16 protein-coding genes and 1 pseudogene are annotated in these 17,568 nt (G+C 51.1%); 13 read left to right on the top strand and 4 right to left on the bottom strand.

What is annotated here, in order from left to right:
* The first annotated feature begins 17 nt into the window (after nt 1-17).
* The 6 genes from HED65_RS02735 to HED65_RS02760 all read left to right on the top strand — a co-directional run bounded on the left by HED65_RS02735 (nt 18) and on the right by HED65_RS02760 (nt 7,096).
* A complete protein-coding gene (locus HED65_RS02735; protein ID WP_114977331.1) occupies nt 18-1,127 on the top strand; it encodes an efflux RND transporter periplasmic adaptor subunit in 1,110 nt (369 codons plus the stop codon).
* On the top strand, nt 1,124-4,213 hold the full coding sequence (locus tag HED65_RS02740; protein ID WP_114977332.1) for an efflux RND transporter permease subunit: 3,090 nt from the start codon (nt 1,124-1,126) through the stop codon (nt 4,211-4,213). Before HED65_RS02735 ends, HED65_RS02740 begins: the two co-directional genes overlap by 4 nt.
* Nucleotides 4,214-4,247: 34 nt before the next feature.
* A complete protein-coding gene (locus tag HED65_RS02745; RefSeq protein WP_114977333.1) occupies nt 4,248-4,841 on the top strand; it encodes a TetR/AcrR family transcriptional regulator in 594 nt (197 codons plus the stop codon).
* 73 nt (nt 4,842-4,914) lie between these two features.
* Nucleotides 4,915-5,514 carry an NAD(P)H-dependent oxidoreductase gene (locus HED65_RS02750; protein ID WP_114977334.1) on the top strand — a complete coding sequence of 200 codons (600 nt, stop codon included), beginning with the start codon at nt 4,915-4,917 and terminating at the stop codon, nt 5,512-5,514.
* Between the two features lie 281 nt (nt 5,515-5,795).
* Nucleotides 5,796-6,341: a cysteine hydrolase family protein gene (locus HED65_RS02755; RefSeq protein WP_114977335.1), complete on the top strand. Its 546-nt coding sequence runs from the start codon at nt 5,796-5,798 to the stop codon at nt 6,339-6,341.
* A 284-nt stretch (nt 6,342-6,625) separates the two neighbouring features.
* Nucleotides 6,626-7,096 (top strand): hypothetical protein, encoded by a 471-nt coding sequence (locus tag HED65_RS02760; protein ID WP_114977336.1) that lies wholly within the window; start codon nt 6,626-6,628, stop codon nt 7,094-7,096.
* 45 nt (nt 7,097-7,141) lie between these two features.
* Here the strand turns inward: HED65_RS02760 and HED65_RS02765 are convergent, their stop codons facing one another.
* Both HED65_RS02765 and HED65_RS02770 read right to left on the bottom strand, forming a co-directional pair.
* On the bottom strand, nt 7,142-8,065 hold the full coding sequence (locus tag HED65_RS02765) for a LysR substrate-binding domain-containing protein (RefSeq protein WP_114977337.1): 924 nt from the start codon (nt 8,063-8,065) through the stop codon (nt 7,142-7,144).
* Between the two features lie 44 nt (nt 8,066-8,109).
* Complete coding sequence (locus tag HED65_RS02770) at nt 8,110-8,616, bottom strand: MarR family winged helix-turn-helix transcriptional regulator (RefSeq protein ID WP_114977338.1); 507 nt, start codon at nt 8,614-8,616, stop codon at nt 8,110-8,112.
* Nucleotides 8,617-8,746: 130 nt separating this feature from the next.
* Here HED65_RS02770 and HED65_RS02775 point away from each other — a divergent pair, with 130 nt between their 5' ends.
* Nucleotides 8,747-9,907, top strand: coding sequence for an MFS transporter (locus tag HED65_RS02775; RefSeq protein WP_114977339.1), 1,161 nt, complete (start codon nt 8,747-8,749; stop codon nt 9,905-9,907).
* Nucleotides 9,908-10,223: 316 nt separating this feature from the next.
* Complete coding sequence (locus tag HED65_RS02780; protein WP_114977340.1) at nt 10,224-10,811, top strand: LysE family translocator; 588 nt, start codon at nt 10,224-10,226, stop codon at nt 10,809-10,811.
* 59 nt (nt 10,812-10,870) lie between these two features.
* On the opposite strand, the gene HED65_RS02785 is transcribed toward HED65_RS02780, so the two are convergent.
* Together HED65_RS02785 and HED65_RS02790 are read right to left on the bottom strand one after the other, a co-directional pair.
* On the bottom strand, nt 10,871-11,764 hold the full coding sequence (locus tag HED65_RS02785) for a LysR family transcriptional regulator (protein ID WP_114977341.1): 894 nt from the start codon (nt 11,762-11,764) through the stop codon (nt 10,871-10,873).
* A gap of 155 nt (nt 11,765-11,919) precedes the next feature.
* Nucleotides 11,920-12,831, bottom strand: a complete 912-nt coding sequence (locus HED65_RS02790) for a LysR family transcriptional regulator (RefSeq protein ID WP_114977342.1) — start codon at nt 12,829-12,831, stop codon at nt 11,920-11,922.
* A gap of 103 nt (nt 12,832-12,934) precedes the next feature.
* Here HED65_RS02790 and HED65_RS02795 point away from each other — a divergent pair, with 103 nt between their 5' ends.
* The 5 genes and pseudogenes from HED65_RS02795 (at nt 12,935) to acuI (ending at nt 17,538) form a co-directional block, all read left to right on the top strand.
* Complete coding sequence (locus HED65_RS02795; RefSeq protein WP_114977343.1) at nt 12,935-14,143, top strand: MFS transporter; 1,209 nt, start codon at nt 12,935-12,937, stop codon at nt 14,141-14,143.
* 59 nt (nt 14,144-14,202) lie between these two features.
* A pseudogene (locus HED65_RS23005) lies at nt 14,203-14,283 on the top strand (hypothetical protein); the annotation flags it as partial.
* Nucleotides 14,273-14,833, top strand: a complete 561-nt coding sequence (locus HED65_RS02800; protein WP_114977344.1) for a winged helix-turn-helix transcriptional regulator — start codon at nt 14,273-14,275, stop codon at nt 14,831-14,833. The pseudogene HED65_RS23005 and the gene HED65_RS02800, both read left to right, overlap by 11 nt.
* A 127-nt stretch (nt 14,834-14,960) precedes the next feature.
* On the top strand, nt 14,961-16,235 hold the full coding sequence (fabF, locus tag HED65_RS02805) for a beta-ketoacyl-ACP synthase II (protein ID WP_114977345.1): 1,275 nt from the start codon (nt 14,961-14,963) through the stop codon (nt 16,233-16,235).
* 319 nt (nt 16,236-16,554) lie between these two features.
* Entirely contained in the window at nt 16,555-17,538 is a 984-nt protein-coding gene (acuI, locus tag HED65_RS02810) for an acrylyl-CoA reductase (NADPH) (RefSeq protein WP_114977346.1), read from the top strand.
* The last annotated feature ends 30 nt before the right edge of the window (nt 17,539-17,568 follow it).

Below are 17,568 nucleotides of genomic sequence, written 5' to 3' on the forward strand. Positions count from 1 at the left end.
TTTCAAAAAGGTTTCCCATGCTCAGGCTCACTTCTGCCCGTGTTGCCGTTTGTCTCCTGCCGTTTGCCCTTGTGGCGTGCGGCGATATTTCCGCGAGTGGCGACCCACGCACCAGGTCACCGCTTGTCAGATCGGCCTCCGTTGAGCTTGCGAACAAGTCTGTCCACGCTTTTACGGGTGTGGTGGTCGCAAGAACACAAAGCGATTTAGGTTTCAGGGTTCAGGGAAAAATCCTCGAGCGCCTGGTTGATACGGGGCAGACTGTCAAACAGGGCCAACCCTTACTGCGCCTGGATCCGGTTGACCTGAGATTACAGGCCCAGGCCCAACAACGCGTGGTAGACGCGGCCCAGGCACGTGCGAGAAAAGCGTCCAGCGATGAAGCGCGTTATCGCGGTCTGGTGGCCTCCGGTGCCGTGTCTGCCTCGGAGTATGACCAGATCAAAGCGGCGGCCGATACGGCCAGGGCTGATCTCAGCGCCGCCCGGGCACAAGCCAACGTAGCGCAAAACGCCACGGGCTATGCTGTCCTGCTGGCCGATTCAGACGGAGTGGTGATGGAGACGCTCGCCGAGCCGGGTCAGGTCGTCAGCGCCGGGCAGGTCGTGATCAGGCTCGCCAGGTCAGGACAGCGTGAAGCGCTCGTGCAGCTTCCGGAAACGTTGCGCCCTGCCGTCGGCAGCGCAGCGCAAGCCACACTTTATGGCAATGAAAAACACCCGGTCACCGCAACACTGCGCCTGTTGTCAGATTCAGCCGACGCCACAACCCGCACTTTTGAAGCACGGTACGTACTGGAAGGTGCAATGGCGAATGCCCCGCTGGGAGCTACTGTCTCGCTGAACATTCAGGATAATAAAGCGGAAGGTCAGATCATGCAGGTCCCGCTGGCATCCCTCTATGATGCAGGTAAAGGTCCCGGCGTCTGGCGCATTTCCACCCAACCGGCAAAGGTCGCATGGACGCCCGTCAGAGTACTGAGCGTGGGTGAAGATGCGGCGCAGGTTACAGGTGGTGTGAAACCCGGCGAGAAGATTGTTGCATTAGGTGCCCATCTTCTGCATGAAGGTGAAATCGTCAGGCTCGCCGTAGAGCGTAATGCGGCCCCGGCGGAGAGCACGCCATGAGCGAAAATCGCTTCAATCTGTCAGCGCTGGCCGTCCGCGAGCGCTCCATCACGCTGTTCCTGATCGTTCTTGTGACGATTGCCGGTATTTACGCCTTTTTTGGGCTCGGACGCGCGGAAGATCCGCCTTTCACGGTGAAACAAATGACGGTTATAGCCGTCTGGCCGGGTGCGACCGCACAAGAAATCCAGGATCAGGTTGCCGAACCGCTGGAAAAGCGGCTGCAGGAACTCAAGTGGTATGACCGTACGGAAACCTATACCCGTCCAGGCATGGCGTTTATCACGCTATCATTGCAGGACAAGACCCCGCCTCCTGAGGTGCAGGAGGAGTTCTATCAAGCGCGTAAGAAACTTGGGGATGAATCCCAACATCTCCCGACGGGTGTCCTTGGCCCGATGTTCAATGACGAATTCTCGGATGTCACCTTTGCCCTCTTTGCCCTGAAAGCGAAAGGCGAGCCACAGCGGCAACTGGTACGTGATGCCGAAGGCCTGCGCCAGCAGCTTCTGCACGTACCTGGCGTAAAGAAAGTGAACATTATTGGTGAACAGGCCGAACGGATTTATATCTCCTTCTCTCATGACCGTCTGGCGACAATGGGGCTCTCGCCACAGGATATTTTCAATGCACTCAACAGCCAGAACGCGTTAACCGCTGCGGGTTCCATTGAAACCCGAGGCGCACAGATTTTTATCCGCCTGGACGGGGCATTCAATGAGTTGCAGAAGATCCGCAATACACCTTTTGTGGCTCAGGGCAAAACGCTCAGGCTGTCCGATGTGGCAACGGTTGAACGCGGCTATGAAGATCCCCCAACGATGCTGATTCGTAATCAGCATGAACCCGCTCTTCTGCTGGGCATTGTGATGCGTGAAGGCTGGAACGGTCTGGCGCTGGGTAAAGCGCTGGATGCGGAAACGGTAAAAATAAATGATAGCCTGCCGCTTGGCATGTCCCTGAGCAAAGTCACCGACCAGTCCGTGAATATTCGCTCGTCGGTCGATGAATTCATGATCAAATTCTTCGTCGCCCTGCTTGTGGTCATGGTGGTCTGTTTTGTCAGCATGGGCTGGCGCGTGGGGGTGGTCGTTGCGGCGGCGGTACCGCTAACGCTGGCAGTCGTCTTCGTGGTGATGGAAGCCGCGGGAATAAACTTTGACCGCGTCACCCTGGGCTCCCTGATCCTCGCCCTCGGTCTGCTGGTTGACGATGCCATTATCGCCATCGAAATGATGGTTGTGAAGATGGAGGAAGGTTACGACAGAATCAAAGCTTCTGCCTACGCCTGGAGCCATACCGCCGCGCCGATGCTGGCCGGTACGCTGGTAACGGCCATTGGCTTTATGCCGAATGGTTTTGCCCAGTCGACAGCCGGGGAATACACCAGCAATATGTTCTGGATTGTTGGCCTTGCACTGATTGCGTCGTGGTTTGTCGCCGTGGTGTTCACACCGTATCTGGGTGTGAAGATCCTGCCAAATATCCCCAAAGTGGAAGGGGGTCATGCCGCCATCTATAACACGCCCCGCTATAACCGTTTTCGCCAGCTACTTGGCCGCGTTATCGCCAGAAAATGGCAGGTGGCCGGTTCTGTGGTCGCCATTTTCATGCTGGCCGTGCTCGGCATGGGGCTGGTAAAAAAACAGTTCTTCCCGACCTCCGATCGCCCGGAAGTGCTGGTTGAGGTACAGATGCCTTACGGCACCTCAATTGCGCAAACCAGCGCCGCAACGGCAAAAATTGAAGCGTGGCTCGGCCAGCAGCCGGAAGCCAAAATTGTCACTGCCTATATTGGTCAGGGCTCGCCCCGTTTTTATCTGGCGATGGCCCCCGAGTTGCCCGACCCTTCATTTGCGAAAATCGTGATCCTCACGGACGGTGAAACGTCGCGCGAGGCACTCAAGTTGCGGCTCAGGGACGCCGTCGCCAACGGACTTGCGCCCGAAGCGCGCGTGAGGGTGACGCAGCTGGTGTTTGGTCCGTACTCGCCCTTCCCGGTTGCCTGGCGAGTCTCAGGGCCGAACGTCGATAAAGTACGTGACATTGCTGATCAGGTGCAAGCCGTGCTCCAGGCCAGCCCAATGATGAGAACCGTCAATACCGACTGGGGGGCACGCGTGCCGGTGTTACATTTCACCCTCGATCAGAACCGCCTGCAGGCCACCGGTTTAACCTCCAGCGCCGTCGCTCAGCAGCTGCAGTTCCTGTTATCCGGTGTGCCGATTACTTCCGTGCGGGAAGATATTCGCTCGGTCGAGGTCATTGGCCGTGCCGCGGGTGATATCCGTCTTGACCCGGCAAAAATCGAGGGTTTCACTCTTGTCGGCAACGCGGGACAGCGCATTCCGCTGTCTCAAATCGGCAAAATTGAGATTGGCATGGAAGACCCAATACTGCGCCGACGCGATCGTACCCCCACGATTACCGTGCGGGGCGATATCGCCGACAATCTTCAGCCACCGGATGTGTCTGTCGCCATCATGAAACAGCTCAAGCCGATTGTTGACGCCCTACCGCCTGGATACGGTATCGAGATGGCAGGTTCAATTGAGGAATCGGGGAAAGCGACAAAAGCCATGCTACCGCTGTTCCCGATCATGATTGCCCTGACGCTTCTCATCATCATTCTCCAGGTGCGTTCACTCTCGGCCATGGTGATGGTGTTTTTAACCGCTCCGCTGGGGCTTATTGGTGTGGTACCTGTACTGCTGGTTTTCAATCAGCCGTTTGGCATCAATGCGCTGGTCGGATTGATCGCCCTTTCAGGCATTCTTATGCGCAATACGTTGATCCTGATTGGGCAAATCGACCATAACCAGAAAGAAGGTCTCGACCCGTTCCTGGCGGTAGTCGAGGCGACGGTCCAGAGGGCGCGACCGGTATTATTGACCGCAATGGCTGCTGTGCTGGCATTCATTCCCCTGACGCATTCGGTCTTCTGGGGGACGCTGGCCTATACGCTAATCGGCGGAACGTTAGGGGGAACCATCGTTACGCTCGTGTTCCTGCCTGCAATGTATGCGATCTGGTTCAGGATCCGCCCGGTTGAACAACGCGTGCCGCGTCTCACCGAAAACGTGTAAACTACCTTCAGTAGATAACTGACCCGAGGAAAGCATGGTAGTTAAGCGTTTAAGAAAAGAGGATCGCCGCGTGCAACTGCTGGAGGTTGCGCGTGGTATTGTCCGCCAGCAAGGCACGGAGGCACTGACGCTGGGTTATCTGGCTGAACGGGCCAATGTGACAAAACCTATCCCCTATGACCACTTTGGTGATCGTGAAGGGCTGCTGATGGCGTTGTACCAGGATTATAGCGATCGGCAACTGGCGAAATTCCGTGAGACGCTTGCGGTCGACAGCAAAACGCTGGAAAGGACGATCCGCTTTTTCAGCGCTGCCTATATCGACTGCGCCATTACCGCCGGGCCTGAAACCGGGCCGATCGCCGCGGCACTGTCCGGCTCCCGCGCGTTGCAAACGTTTCGGGAAGCCTGCGTGGCCGAATGTGCCGACTGTCTACGTACCGCGCTTTCCCCTTTTATCGTTCTGAAAGGTGTCCAGGGTGAAGCGGTACTGACGGCCATCATTGGTGCAGCAGATGCTCTCAGCACAGCCGCAGGTAACGGCTCACTCGCCCGAAATATTGCAGAAGATATGCTCAGCGGTGCCATGTCTGGCGTGCTGGAGACCTACGTGAATAGCACAAAATGATCGCTCGGGGTGGATTGACGCCTAAGTTACCAATGGTAACATGGGTGTCAATTCTCACCCATTCGAGGTCGCTATGTCTGCTACAAATGCCATTAATAACGCACTGATCGTGACGGCTCACCCTGTCGACAATTCGTTATCCCATTCGCTGGCAACCCATATTGCCGGGAAATTACGCGAGCAAGGTACGCAGGTTGAAATTGCCGATCTGCATGCCGAAGGGTTTAATCCGGCCATGTCTCGTCCCGATCTTGATTTGTACCACGGCGATCCCAGCGCCCTTCCCGACGATATTCTGCGCGAGCAGCAGCGTGTCGAGCGAGCGGATAGGCTGGTGTTTGTCTTCCCGGTGTACTGGTGGTCAGTCCCCGGTCTGTTAAAAGGCTGGTTTGATCGCGTTTTGACACTGGACTGGGCATATAAGGTGGCTGAAGATGGCCGGATTGTGGGGAATTTACGTGACGTTCCCGTTCACCTTGTGGCAACAGCGGGCACCGATCTCAGCGGATTCGACAAGCATGGTTACTCAACGGCGATTCAGACGCAGATAATCGAGGGTATTTTCGGTTTCTGCGGATTGAAGAACGTCACGCTCGATATTCTTTACCAGGCAGATACAGCGACACCTGCTCAGGTTGAAGATTTCCTGCAAGGACTCGAGAGTATTAAATAATAGAGCACAATGCTAACGGCACACCTACTCAAATTAGTGAATTGAAGGACATATTTCACCCGCGCTATAACTGAATGGACTTCTTCGCTGAGCGCGAAATAAATAACTCAAGGTCATTATATGTATCAGCCAGTTCAGCCAACATTCACGCTCACCACCACCGACACCCTCGGCGGTGTGAGCGTATCTGTAGTGAACTACTGACAAACAGATCCTCGTTCCCCGCCACACTGGACGGGGAAATCTCTCTCCGTTCATGACGTTATAAATGGAGAAAGAAAATGATTTCCTCTGACAATGCACTCTTAGTTATCGACATGCAGCAGGGCCTCTTCCGGGGCCCGGTTCCCCCCTGGTCCGCCAACGCCGTTCTGGCAAATATCCATTTGTTGATAGCTAAAGCGCGGCAAGCGCAGGTGCCCGTCTTTTTTGCCCGCCATGTCGGGCCTGATAACACACCGTTTTCTGAGGAGAGTCCGTTAACAAGCCTGCTGCCCGAACTGGAGGTGAAAGGTGAGCAGGATATTGTTTTCACAAAGCGCTATCCCAATTGTTTCCGGGATACAGGGTTGTTGCGTGAGCTTAATCAGAGAGGCATCAAACAGCTGGTCATCGCCGGAATGAAAACAGAGTTTTGTGTCGACACCACATGCCGGGCAGCACCAGAGCTGGGTTTCAGGACAATATTGATTTCAGATGCGCATACCACAATGGATAATGAACATTTATCTGCCAGTGACATTATTGCTCATCACAACAGCACGCTGTCGGGTCCGTTTGTAGCGCTCTCAACCGCAGAGAACTGGCATTTTGATCAGGTCAGATAAATCAGTTGAGATCCTGTACCGCCTACCCGGCTCTCCTTTCGGTGGGCCGGGGCTGAAGTTTTATATAAACCTTTGGGAGTGTAGTTAGCCTACGGCAACCTGATTGCCGCAGCACGTGATGGGTAAAATGTGATGATGAGTAAAACTCACATTGAGTCTTACTATTTGTCGTTTTTGAATTTAACCGTACTGAAATATCATCCTTTCAACCTGCTAGATTGCTAAGCGATGAAATAAACATCGAGATGCAACTATAAATAATAATGAGAGTTGATGAGGCACCTATGACGCTGGATATTTTGCATCATTTAATGAAAATAGTATCGCCACATAAAAGCACTACGACTGAAAATTTACATGCCTTTATAAAAGTACTTTCGGCTGAAAAAAACCAATCTGAAGCACTTTCGCAATTTATACATCGCCTGCATCTGCTCTCTTTCGCCCATAGCGATCCTGGCAAAGCCGAGGAATTGCTTTCTGCGTATTTACCCACAGACGACGCAACCCTCCCCCTGCCTGACTTCGCTGACTGGTCCCGGGTGCGTAACATCGCGTCAGATGAAATGCAGGCACCTGAAGCAGTGGACTATTTTCATAAAATGACAGCGGCTGCCAACGTATTACGCACTGCACTGATCGATGCCGAGCGGGCAAAGGGAACGCCTGCCCTCTACATTCTGGATAAATTACTTAACCTGAACAGTGCATTGCCGGAAAGATATAAGAAAATGGCTAACATCCCCTACGCATAAATAACACTGGCACGCAGGATATTCCGCAGGGAATATCCTTTTTCATTACGGACGTTTATCATTGTAATCAAGACACACAATATCCAGAGAGGGAACAACCGGAGTATTAAGGTTAAGCCAGTCCTGCAGACGTTCGATACTTTGCTTTCTGAGCGAATTTTTTGGCCAGACAATATAGTAGCCATCTCCTGTTGCGATAGCTTCCCGGAAGGGAGGGACGAGAAGGCCCCCCTTCAGAGCTTCTGCCGAGAGACGAAGATCGGCCATCGCGATACCATGACCACTCATGGCTGCAAGACTTCCCTGTTCAAGAGTGTCAAAGACGATCCCGCCACTTACATCGAGCCCGGGAAATTTCCCCGTCCTTTTTAGCCACCGTCTCCAGTCTCGTCTGTCGGGTGAGGGATGGATAAGATCGCACTGAGGAAGATGATCCCGGGCAGATTCCAGCAAAGAAGGAGCACACACGGGGATAAGCCATTCACTGAAAAGCAACCGGCTCTCTGTAGATTCGCCAAAATAGCCATTTCCGAGAAGGATCGCGCAATCATAGGGTTCACGAGTGAAATCAACGGTATCAATGTCCATCCAGACACTGGCTATTTCAACTTTGGGTTTCTCATGGTTCTCGCGAAAGGTTCTCAGGACATCGAGCAACCACCGCATGGTAAGCGAGCTGGGGGCTTTGAGGCGCAGGAGGTGATGTTCACTTCTGAATGCGCGACAGGCCCACTCCATGCTGGAGAAACTTTCGCTAAGTTGCCCGGCCAGAATACGCCCGGCCTCGCTCACCTCAACTCTTGGGCCTTGCCGTTTGAAAAGCTCACAGTCGAACCACAGCTCAAGCGTTCGGACATGCCTGCTGACCGCACCCGGTGTAATATTCAGCGTTTCAGCGGCTTTACTGAATGAGTTCAACCGCGCGGCGACTTCAAACGCGCGCAGGGCATACAGTGGTGGTAATGACATCTTTCCCCTTATTTTTTATTCCCGGTATACAGGCCAGTGTTCTGTCATTTACCACCTGACTCCTCCGGAGGAAATGTCAGCAGTAAATCCCTCAGCAGTGATTCAAGCTGCCTGTGTTGTTCGCCTGATAACGGTCTCAGTAGTGCATTCTGAGTTTCTGTATGAACGATCAACGCGCGTTCAATACACTCCTGCCCGTGAGGTGTCAGGCTGACGAGGGTACTGCGTTTGTCTTCCGGGTCAGCAATCCGCCTGATAAGCCCTTGTTGTTCCAGGTGATTGAGCCGGTTAGTCATCGCCCCTGAGGTGATCAACAGCGATTTATACAACTGTGTGGGCGAAAGGCAATAGGGCTCACCGGCGCGACGTAACGTGGCGAGCACATCAAATTCGCCCTCGCGAAAACCGAACGCCTCCATGGCCTGAGCACGCTTTTTTGCAAGATGCTTCATCAACCTGAGCATTCGGCCAAAAATTTTCATCGATGAGACATCCAGTTCCGGCATGGCACTGCCCCATTGATCAACAACAAAGTCTACGTGGTCTTTCATTTTCACCCCTGATAATGCGGGAATTTATCCTGTTGTGCGGTACACCTTACACAAAAAAGGATTTTATCTTAACGTTAAGATAAATGCTTGTGGTGTTTTGCCCTGGCTGCTTACTACCGAAAAGGATCTCATGTTGAAACGTACATCGCCTTTACTCTTCGCCGTTATCGCTTTTATCGTCGGGTTGAACCTGCGCCCTATTCTGGCTTCTGTCGGACCGTTGTTTTCAGTACTCCAGCGCGAAGTGGGGTTATCAGCCACGGAATTCAGTCTGCTAACCACGCTACCTGTCGCCATGATGGGGCTGGCGGCATTAAGCGGCCCGTGGCTTTTAGCCAGAGTGGGTGCCGTCCGGGGGATTATGATCGGACTTTTCATCCTGCTCCTGGCCTGTTTATTCCGCGGGGTTAGTGCTTCACTGACGGGCCTGATGACAACAGCATTAATGGGCGGGGCCAGTATAGGCATGATCCAGGCGTTAATGCCTGCGCTGATAAAAAGGGAGTATACGCAGACGGCCAGCACGGTGATGTCCCTGTTCAGCACGGGCATTATGGCCGGGGCCGCATTAGCTGCCGCCAGTGCTGAGCCGTTATTTTCGTGGCTGGAGCTGAAGCCCGCGCTGGCAATGGCAGGCGCGTTAACACTGCTTGCACTGGTACTGTGGCTGACATTGGTTAAGCATCATCACGGGGAAGCACCAGCGCAGGCAACCGTGACACTCTCCTCTTCCCGTACCGGGCTATTGCTGCTCTTTTTCGGTGTGGGGACGGGAGCCTACACGCTGGTTCTGGCGTGGCTGCCACCGCTCTATATTCAGGCGGGATGGAGCGCACGCAGCAGCGGTTATATGCTGGCCTGGCTAACTTTAACCGAAGTTGTCGCAGGGTTTGTTGTTTCTGCACTGATTGGTAAATTCCCCGACCGTCGCGTTCCGCTGATCACTGTTCTGTTGTTGCTGCTGTCGGGGTTAATGTGTCTGGTATTTTCGCCGGGAACCACGCCTGTATTATCAACGTTGCTGCTTGGCACAGGTATCGGCGCCCTGTTCCCGCTGTCGCTCATCGTCACATTCGATCACGCACGAACACCTGCCCAGGCCGGGAAATTGCTCTCTAAAGTGCAAGGTGGTGGGTATATGATTGCGGCACTCATGCCATTAATTGCGGGGATCGTTCGCGACAATGCGGTTTCACTGACCAGCGCCTGGCTGGTAATGAGTGCGGGGGTCGTGCTGTTGATCGTCATCGCCCTTAAATTTAAACCCCTGGCGGCGAGCCCGATACAGTGAAAGAGATACCAGAATTAAGGGGCGTGTTTGACCCAGCACAGTGCGTGGCAAAACCGGGAGCGTAGGATTTTTAAGCTTGCTCCTGAGCAATAAATCAGGGCTTCAGATGGGAGCCCTTGATAGTTTTGCTGCTGCGTTTTGCTACCAGCCTGGTGGATATGTTGATGGTTAAACATGCGAAAAATCAAATACACCTTTATAGAAAACCCACTTTATCTGGTCATTTTTATCTATAGACTATGAGAATAACAGGAATGTAGTCGCGCATTAAAAATGTGCTTTATTACAGAGTCGTCGATAAGAATACGGAGATAAAATGAATTTATTTTTTGCAATGTTTTTGTTCTCCCTCACCATGTCCATTTCACCAGGACCAGTCAATATGGTCATTATATCATCAGGCGCGAACCATGGCTTTAGAAGAACTATCCCATTCGTCTCAGGTGCAACAATAGGATTTACTCTATTACTGATAATAATGGGTTTTGGGCTCTATGCTGCCATTGATAAACACCCACTCTTTTTCAAATACCTCAACGTGGCTGGCTCAGTGTTTATAATATACGTAGGTTATAAGATAGCCTCATCCCAGCCTGAGTTATCATTAACAAAATCAGAGGCACCTGGCTTCATTCAGGGCTTTTTACTTCAATGGCTCAACCCTAAAGCCTGGATTGCCTGCGCATCTGGAGTAGTATTATTTTCTGAACCGTCAAACAATATCCCATTGATAGTTTTCATAACAATCTATTTTTTAGTATGTTACCTTTCATTAGCCGCATGGGCTGTTCTTGGGAAGAATATTTCAGCATTACTTAATAGCATTGGACGCATCCGCGCCTTTAATTTATGTATGGGCGGAACACTGATCATCACTGCCTCCTACATGCTTCTCGCCCAATGAAAAACTCTTTCACACACTGACTGCATTTAATCCACTAAGTTATCACACCTTTAAATCAATCATAATGACTGGGATTCAAAAGAGTTGTAAATATTATTAATCAACGTGTACGCGATACTGCTGGTAGATATATTTGAAGGCCAAACCGCATAGACTTTTAGTGGCTCAAGTGACCAGTCCGGGAGAACCAACTGCATGTCTTCTCGCTTAATATCCTCCTTGCTGAGATAGCAAGGAGGAGCAGCGATTCCAACCTGATGCTTTGCAAGAGTATAGGCAGCTTCGACATTATCAACGTAAACCGTTGGCGTATACTTTATTACAGCTACCTCGCCATTTTTGTGCCTGAACTCTCGACTGCTCTGCAGCATGCTCAGACCAATCCAGGGCATTTTTTCTAAATCATCAGGATGGTTAACAGGCGGGTAATTGCTCAGCAATTTCTTTGACGCAACAACGTGTCGGGGCAATACAAAAAGATGCCGTGCCTTGAGTGCGCTGTCTGGTAGTTCGCCAATTCGAAATGCAACATCAATACTATCGGCAATGATATCTTTGCGCGTGTCGCAATAAGAAATATTCAGGCAAACGTCCGGGTATTCCTTTATAAATTCTGCAAGATGGCGTGTGAATACACTATTTATAAAAACTGCAGGAATAGAAAGGTTCAGCTTATTGCTTGTTGAAATAGAACGTTGTTTAAACTCGATAAACCCCTTTTCATAGAGTTCCAACATAGCGTTAGCGGTTTCGAGCAAACTTGCACCATCATGTGTCAGGGATAATTTGCGCGTATTTCTGTATAGCAAAGCACTTCCCAGATTTTTCTCCAGCTTAGAAAGATGCGTGCTTGCTGTCGCGGTAGTAAGCCCTAAAGCGTCTGCGCCACCTGAAATCGATCCAGCTTGTACAATTTTTGCAAAAACTATCAGGTAACGGATATCATCGATCATTTATATTCCTGAGTTCACTCATTAACTTAAAGCGTGAGGGTTGTTCTATCAACCGTAAAGCTATCATGTTTTTATTCACCACCAAAAGTCATTTCTTTTTTATAGAAGGTTCTTGAGTGTACGTCAGGTAGCTTCCGTATCTGGATTAGCTTGTGTTACTCAGGATTTTTGCTCAATTTCTGCTGCATGAAATCAATGAGCGCTCGTGTTTTAGCGGGCAAAAAGCGTCGTTCTGAATAAAGTGCAAACAATTGCAATGGCGCTGGCGATTGTTCAAACTCAACTTCGATTAACTGTCCATTGTTAATGTATGGCTGACAGGCTTGTTTCGATAGAATGGCAAAACCGACACCTGCGACCGCCGCTCGCCCTGCCATTTCTCCGCTGTTTACCCGGTAATGACCTTTAACCTTAATGGTTTCAAATCCCCCTTTTTTATTAACAAACTGCCAGGGAGCACCTCTAAGTGCACTTACCGTTGTAATACAGGGTAACTCTTCAAATTGCTGTATCCGAGAAGGTGTACCATAACGCTGAATAACGGAGGGGGCTGCAACAATAGTGCAAGGGATAGTCACCAGATGACGGGCTATGTAGTCACAGTCATCCATTTGACCACGGCTAACGATAACAGCTAAATCAAGATCATCTCGCAGGGATTCAAAACCAGACAAATTTGTGACGCAGCTTATTTCCAACTCGGGATATTGGCAAGCGAAATCGGCAACAACAGAGCCCAGCAATGCAGGACCTATTTCATTCGGAATACAAATGCGTAATGGACCCTTGAGTTGCATTTGCCGTAACGTTAATTCTGTTTCAGTTTGCTCAAGCGCCTCCAGTAGTGGCTTAGCCCGGGCATAGAGTAAGTGCCCCGCCTGAGTAAGTTTCATATGTCGGGTGCTGCGCTCAATAAGCTGAAGATTCAGTTTGTCTTCTAACTGAGAAATACAACGACTTACATTAGATGTAGGCATTTCAAGGAACTTAGAGGCCCCAATAAAACTTTCTCTTTCAACCACAGCCGTGAACACTTTAAGGGTATTAAAATCAAGAGCCGAACGCATCAACTATCCCAAAAATGATAATAATAAGTGCCATTTTTACCATCTAATGAACTGCATTGATAGTAGTTAAACTCGGGTATCTTTCATCCACAGGTTGCTTGCTATGCCACTGATCACCACAATGTTTAATCATAAAGCCCTTATACGAATAGCGATTGTAATGGCTTTCATCCAGTTCACTAATGCACTGGAATATATGATGTTCAACCCTGTTTTTACTTTTATGGCCGCTGATTTCGCAGTCCCCGTATCATACTCTGGCTATGTATCCGGCATGTACACAGCTGGAGCCGTGCTGTCTGGAATTATCGCTTTTTACTGGATAGGTCACTTCAACAGGAAACGTTTTTTAATTGCCAATATGGCATTACTAGGCCTGGTGACACTTTTGACTACATTCACCTCCAATTTTAGCCTTCTGCTTATATTACGATTCTGCGCAGGATTAGTCGGAGGAACGACAATGGGAGTGGGTATCAGTATATTGATAAACCACGCACCAACTAACTTGCGGGGGAAAATGTTGGCGACGGTGATTGCATCATTTTCGATAGTCAGCATTGCAGGAATGCCCACGATATTATTTTTGTGTACCCATTATGGCTGGCATATCGCTTTGTGGTTAATCAGTACACTGTGTTTGTTGGCATTGCCGCTGATTGTTTCCATCATCCCTCAGGATCCCGTCTCTTTCGAGACACCCCACACACTCCCTCTCGACGTTGATACTTTACTGTTTGCTTCCAGTAATGCGCTTGTACAGTTTAGTTCGATGTTGGTCATTCCCGTTCTGGTACCGGTAATGACACAGCAATTGAGCGCTTCGCAGGATCTGTTACCCTGGCTGTTCTTCGTTGGAGGGGTGAGTGGGTATCTGTCTACAAAAATGACTGGTGCGTTAGCTTCCCGAATATCTGCTTTGATTTTGGCCTCAGGGTCAACCATCGTCTTTATCCTGAGTTTACTCATACCCATCCTGGGTTATCCGCATCCGGCACTGTTTATTACTTTATTCCTTGGCGCATCTTACAGCCGTCTGGTTTCGACTTCGGTGGTGACGATTCAGTTTCCTGATGACAAACAACGAGCCGGGTTCGCTTCATTACAGACATCAATAATGTATTTGACTACAACAGTCGCATTTTTCCTCTCTGCTTACCTGTTACCGGGGCACGTCATGGCACCACGAAATATCAACACGTTGCTGGCAGCATCTGCGATTTTCGCATCAGTTTCCCCAATTATTATTGTTATTCTGCAAAAGAAACTGGCTAAACGTCTTATCCAGGTTGACCACCCCATCACTGACTAGCATTTCATCCGTTTTTATCTGTGTACTGAAACTGGATGCAACATTTTGATTGGCTCTTAAGTAACTTGCATTTTGATAGTTACTATGTCAATTTGCTTGCGAAAGCCACCTATTCATCCAGGTCAGCCCATGAAAAATGAACTGCTTTGCCACGCTCCCTGCCCCATCGCCCGTAGTCTTGGTCGTATTGGTGACAGCTGGAGCATCATGATCCTGCGCGACGCCGCCTCGGGTTTTACCCGCTTTGACGAGTTCCAGAAAAGCAGTAACGTCGCGCCCAATATTCTTTCGCGCCGTCTTAAGTCGCTGGTAGATGACGGTTTGCTGGAGAAGATTTGCTACAGCAGTTCACCACCGCGCTACGAATATCACCTCACACAAAGCGGACGCGATTTTCGCATGGTTCTGCTGGCGATGGCGGAATGGGGTAGCCGCCACTTTTCACCCGAAGGCCGTCAGATGCAATTGGTGGAAAGTGAAACTCAGAGAACTGTGGAACCGATCCTGGTCGATAAAGCAACCGGTGAAGAGATTTTAACGGGTAAATACACCATGGTACCGGGACCCGCAGCCTCACCGATGATGAAATACCGCCACGAATATCTTCTGCGCAAACGCGAAGGCGATAGCGCGCAAAAATTCCAACCCGAACCTTACAGAGATGCCAGCCATGAATCCGACCTGATTTAGCGAGAGGAACGAAGCAAGGCATTTTCCGATGAAAATTACTTCATCATGATCGGTTTTTTGATTGTCGCGCTGCTGGTTTCATTGATGAAAAAGTCGCCGACACATTACTCATACAGGAGAGTTGTTTATGGGCGTTTCAGCTAAACGCATTGTTGTAACCGGGATGGGGATTGTCAGCCCCCTGGGCTGCGGTGTACAACACGTCTGGCAGTCGCTGCTGGCAGGAAAGTCAGGTATTACAAAACTTAGCGAGACGTTAGTCGAAGATATTCCCTGCAAAGTTGCCGGACAGGTTCCGTCCATTGAGAACGACCCGTTGCACGGCTTCGATCCGCTGGCAACCATCCCGGCCAAAGAACGTAAAAAGATGGATCGCTTTATCGAATTTGCGCTGGTCGCCGCGCGTGAAGCGCTGACCCAGGCCGGGTGGTCGCCTGCATCAACGACAGAACAAGATCGTACTGCAACCGTCATCGCCACTGGGATCGGCGGGTTCGGCGAGATCGCCAATGCGGTACATACGACGGATGAGCGCGGACCGCGTCGCCTGTCTCCGTTCACCATCCCCTCTTTTCTTGCCAATCTCGCCGCCGGACATGTGTCTATTGCCCATGGTTTTCGTGGGCCCATCGGTGCGCCAGTCACCGCTTGTGCGGCAGGTGCGCAGGCCATTGGCGATGCTGCGCGGATGATCCGCAGTGGCGAGGCCGATATCGCCCTCTGTGGCGGTTCAGAAGCGGCGATTCATCGCGTTAGCCTTGCCGGGTTTGCCGCAGCAAGAGCACTCTCCACCGCATCCAATGACCAGCCGGAAGCGGCCTCTCGCCCCTTTGACCGTGACCGCGATGGTTTTGTGATGGGGGAAGGTGCCGGGCTTATCGTGATTGAGTCGCTGGAGCATGCACTGGCGCGTGGTGCCACGCCGCTGGCAGAGTTGGTCGGCTACGGCACCAGTGCAGATGCGTATCACCTGACAGCTGGCCCGGAAGATGGTAACGGCGCACGTCGTGCCATGGAAATGGCCATTCGTCAGGCAGGAGTCTCAACTGAAGAGATTGACCATATCAATGCCCACGCCACCTCGACTCAGGTAGGAGACAAAGGTGAACTGGCAGCGATTAAAAGCCTGTTTGGCACGCATCCCGTTGCTATTACGTCGACGAAATCAGCAACCGGTCATCTGTTAGGTGCAGCCGGTGGAATTGAGGCCATCTTCACTATTCAGGCGTTGCGTGACCAGATAGTGCCGCCGACGCTGAACCTGTCTCACCCCGATGAAGACGCGGAAGGCATGAACCTGGTGGCGCGGGTGGCTCGTCCGCAGAAGATGAATTACGCGCTTTCTAACGGTTTTGGCTTTGGTGGCGTCAACGCTAGCCTGCTGTTGAAACGCTGGGAGTAAGGATTCAGTTCCCCCGCTGGCAAAGGCCGGCGGGTTTGACCCGATAACCGCCCCGCTGATTCCCCCCAACGCCATTTGCACAGAGTCGGACGTAGGTTTTACCTCCCGGTTCACGACTGAGACGAGCAAACATAATCTGCATTTAGCCCCTCATTTTGATTCTAATCAAAAGCTCACTCGATAATGCAATGAATTAACAAACAATTCTTGAATATTGCTAAAACGCTGGGATAGTAGCGCTGATTATTAGACGATCGGTCAATATTTTAATTATACTGCTGTTTACGGGTAGCCATACAACCAAACATACGAGGTAAAAATGTTTAACTCATTATTAATCAACAAGAAAGACGACCATTACTCTGCGCAATTTGTTGAGACAGCTGAAAGCGATCTGCCTGACGGGGATGTCACTGTCGAGATTGACTACTCTTCCATCAATTACAAAGATGCTCTGGCTATCACCGGGCGAGGCCCCATCGTCCGACAGTTCCCGATGGTGCCGGGCATCGATTTTGCTGGCACTGTATTTGCCAGTTCGCATCCGGAATATCAGGTCGGTGATAAGGTTCTCCTCACCGGCTGGGGTGTAGGGGAAAAACACTGGGGCGGGTTGTCCGAAAAGGCACGGGTAAAAGGCGACTGGCTGACGCCGCTTCCGGCTGGCGCAAACAGTAAACACGTCATGGCCATCGGAACTGCAGGCTTTACCGCGATGCTGTGTGTTGACGCCCTGCTGAACCATGGTGTTAAGCCTGAAGATGGGCCGGTACTTGTTACCGGCGCCAGCGGAGGCGTCGGAAGTATTGCGGCCATGATCCTTGCGTCAATGGGCTTTCAGGTCACCGCGTCTACCGGTCGCCCGCAAGAATCCGAGTGGCTTTATAAAACGGTCGGTGTGAATGAGATTATTAATCGCACTGAGCTTTCCAGCCCAGGTAAACCGTTACAGAAAGAACGCTGGGCTGCCGCTATTGATACGGTCGGCAGTCACACGCTCTGTAATGCCTGCGCCGGAGTGCGCTATGGCAGTATTGTTGCAGCCTGCGGTATGGCCCAGGGTATGGATATGATGGGTAATGTTGCCCCGTTTATTCTGCGTGGCGTTACGCTGAAAGGAATTGACAGTGTGATGTTCCCGAAAGAGAAAAGAGCGGCGATCTGGCAGCAAGCAATTAAGTATTTACCAGAATCCAGACTGGATAGCCTGACCAGCGAATATCCGCTCAGTGAGGCCATCTCGGTGGCTGAAGCACTTCTTAGTGGCGGCATTCGTGGCCGAGCAGTGATTAAATGTAGCTAAAGCGACAGGATTAACGTTCTCTTGAGGGGC

Origin of the sequence: Pantoea sp. LS15 (assembly GCF_012241585.1) — a bacterium.
In the GTDB taxonomy this organism is placed as follows: Bacteria; Pseudomonadota; Gammaproteobacteria; order Enterobacterales; family Enterobacteriaceae; genus Enterobacter.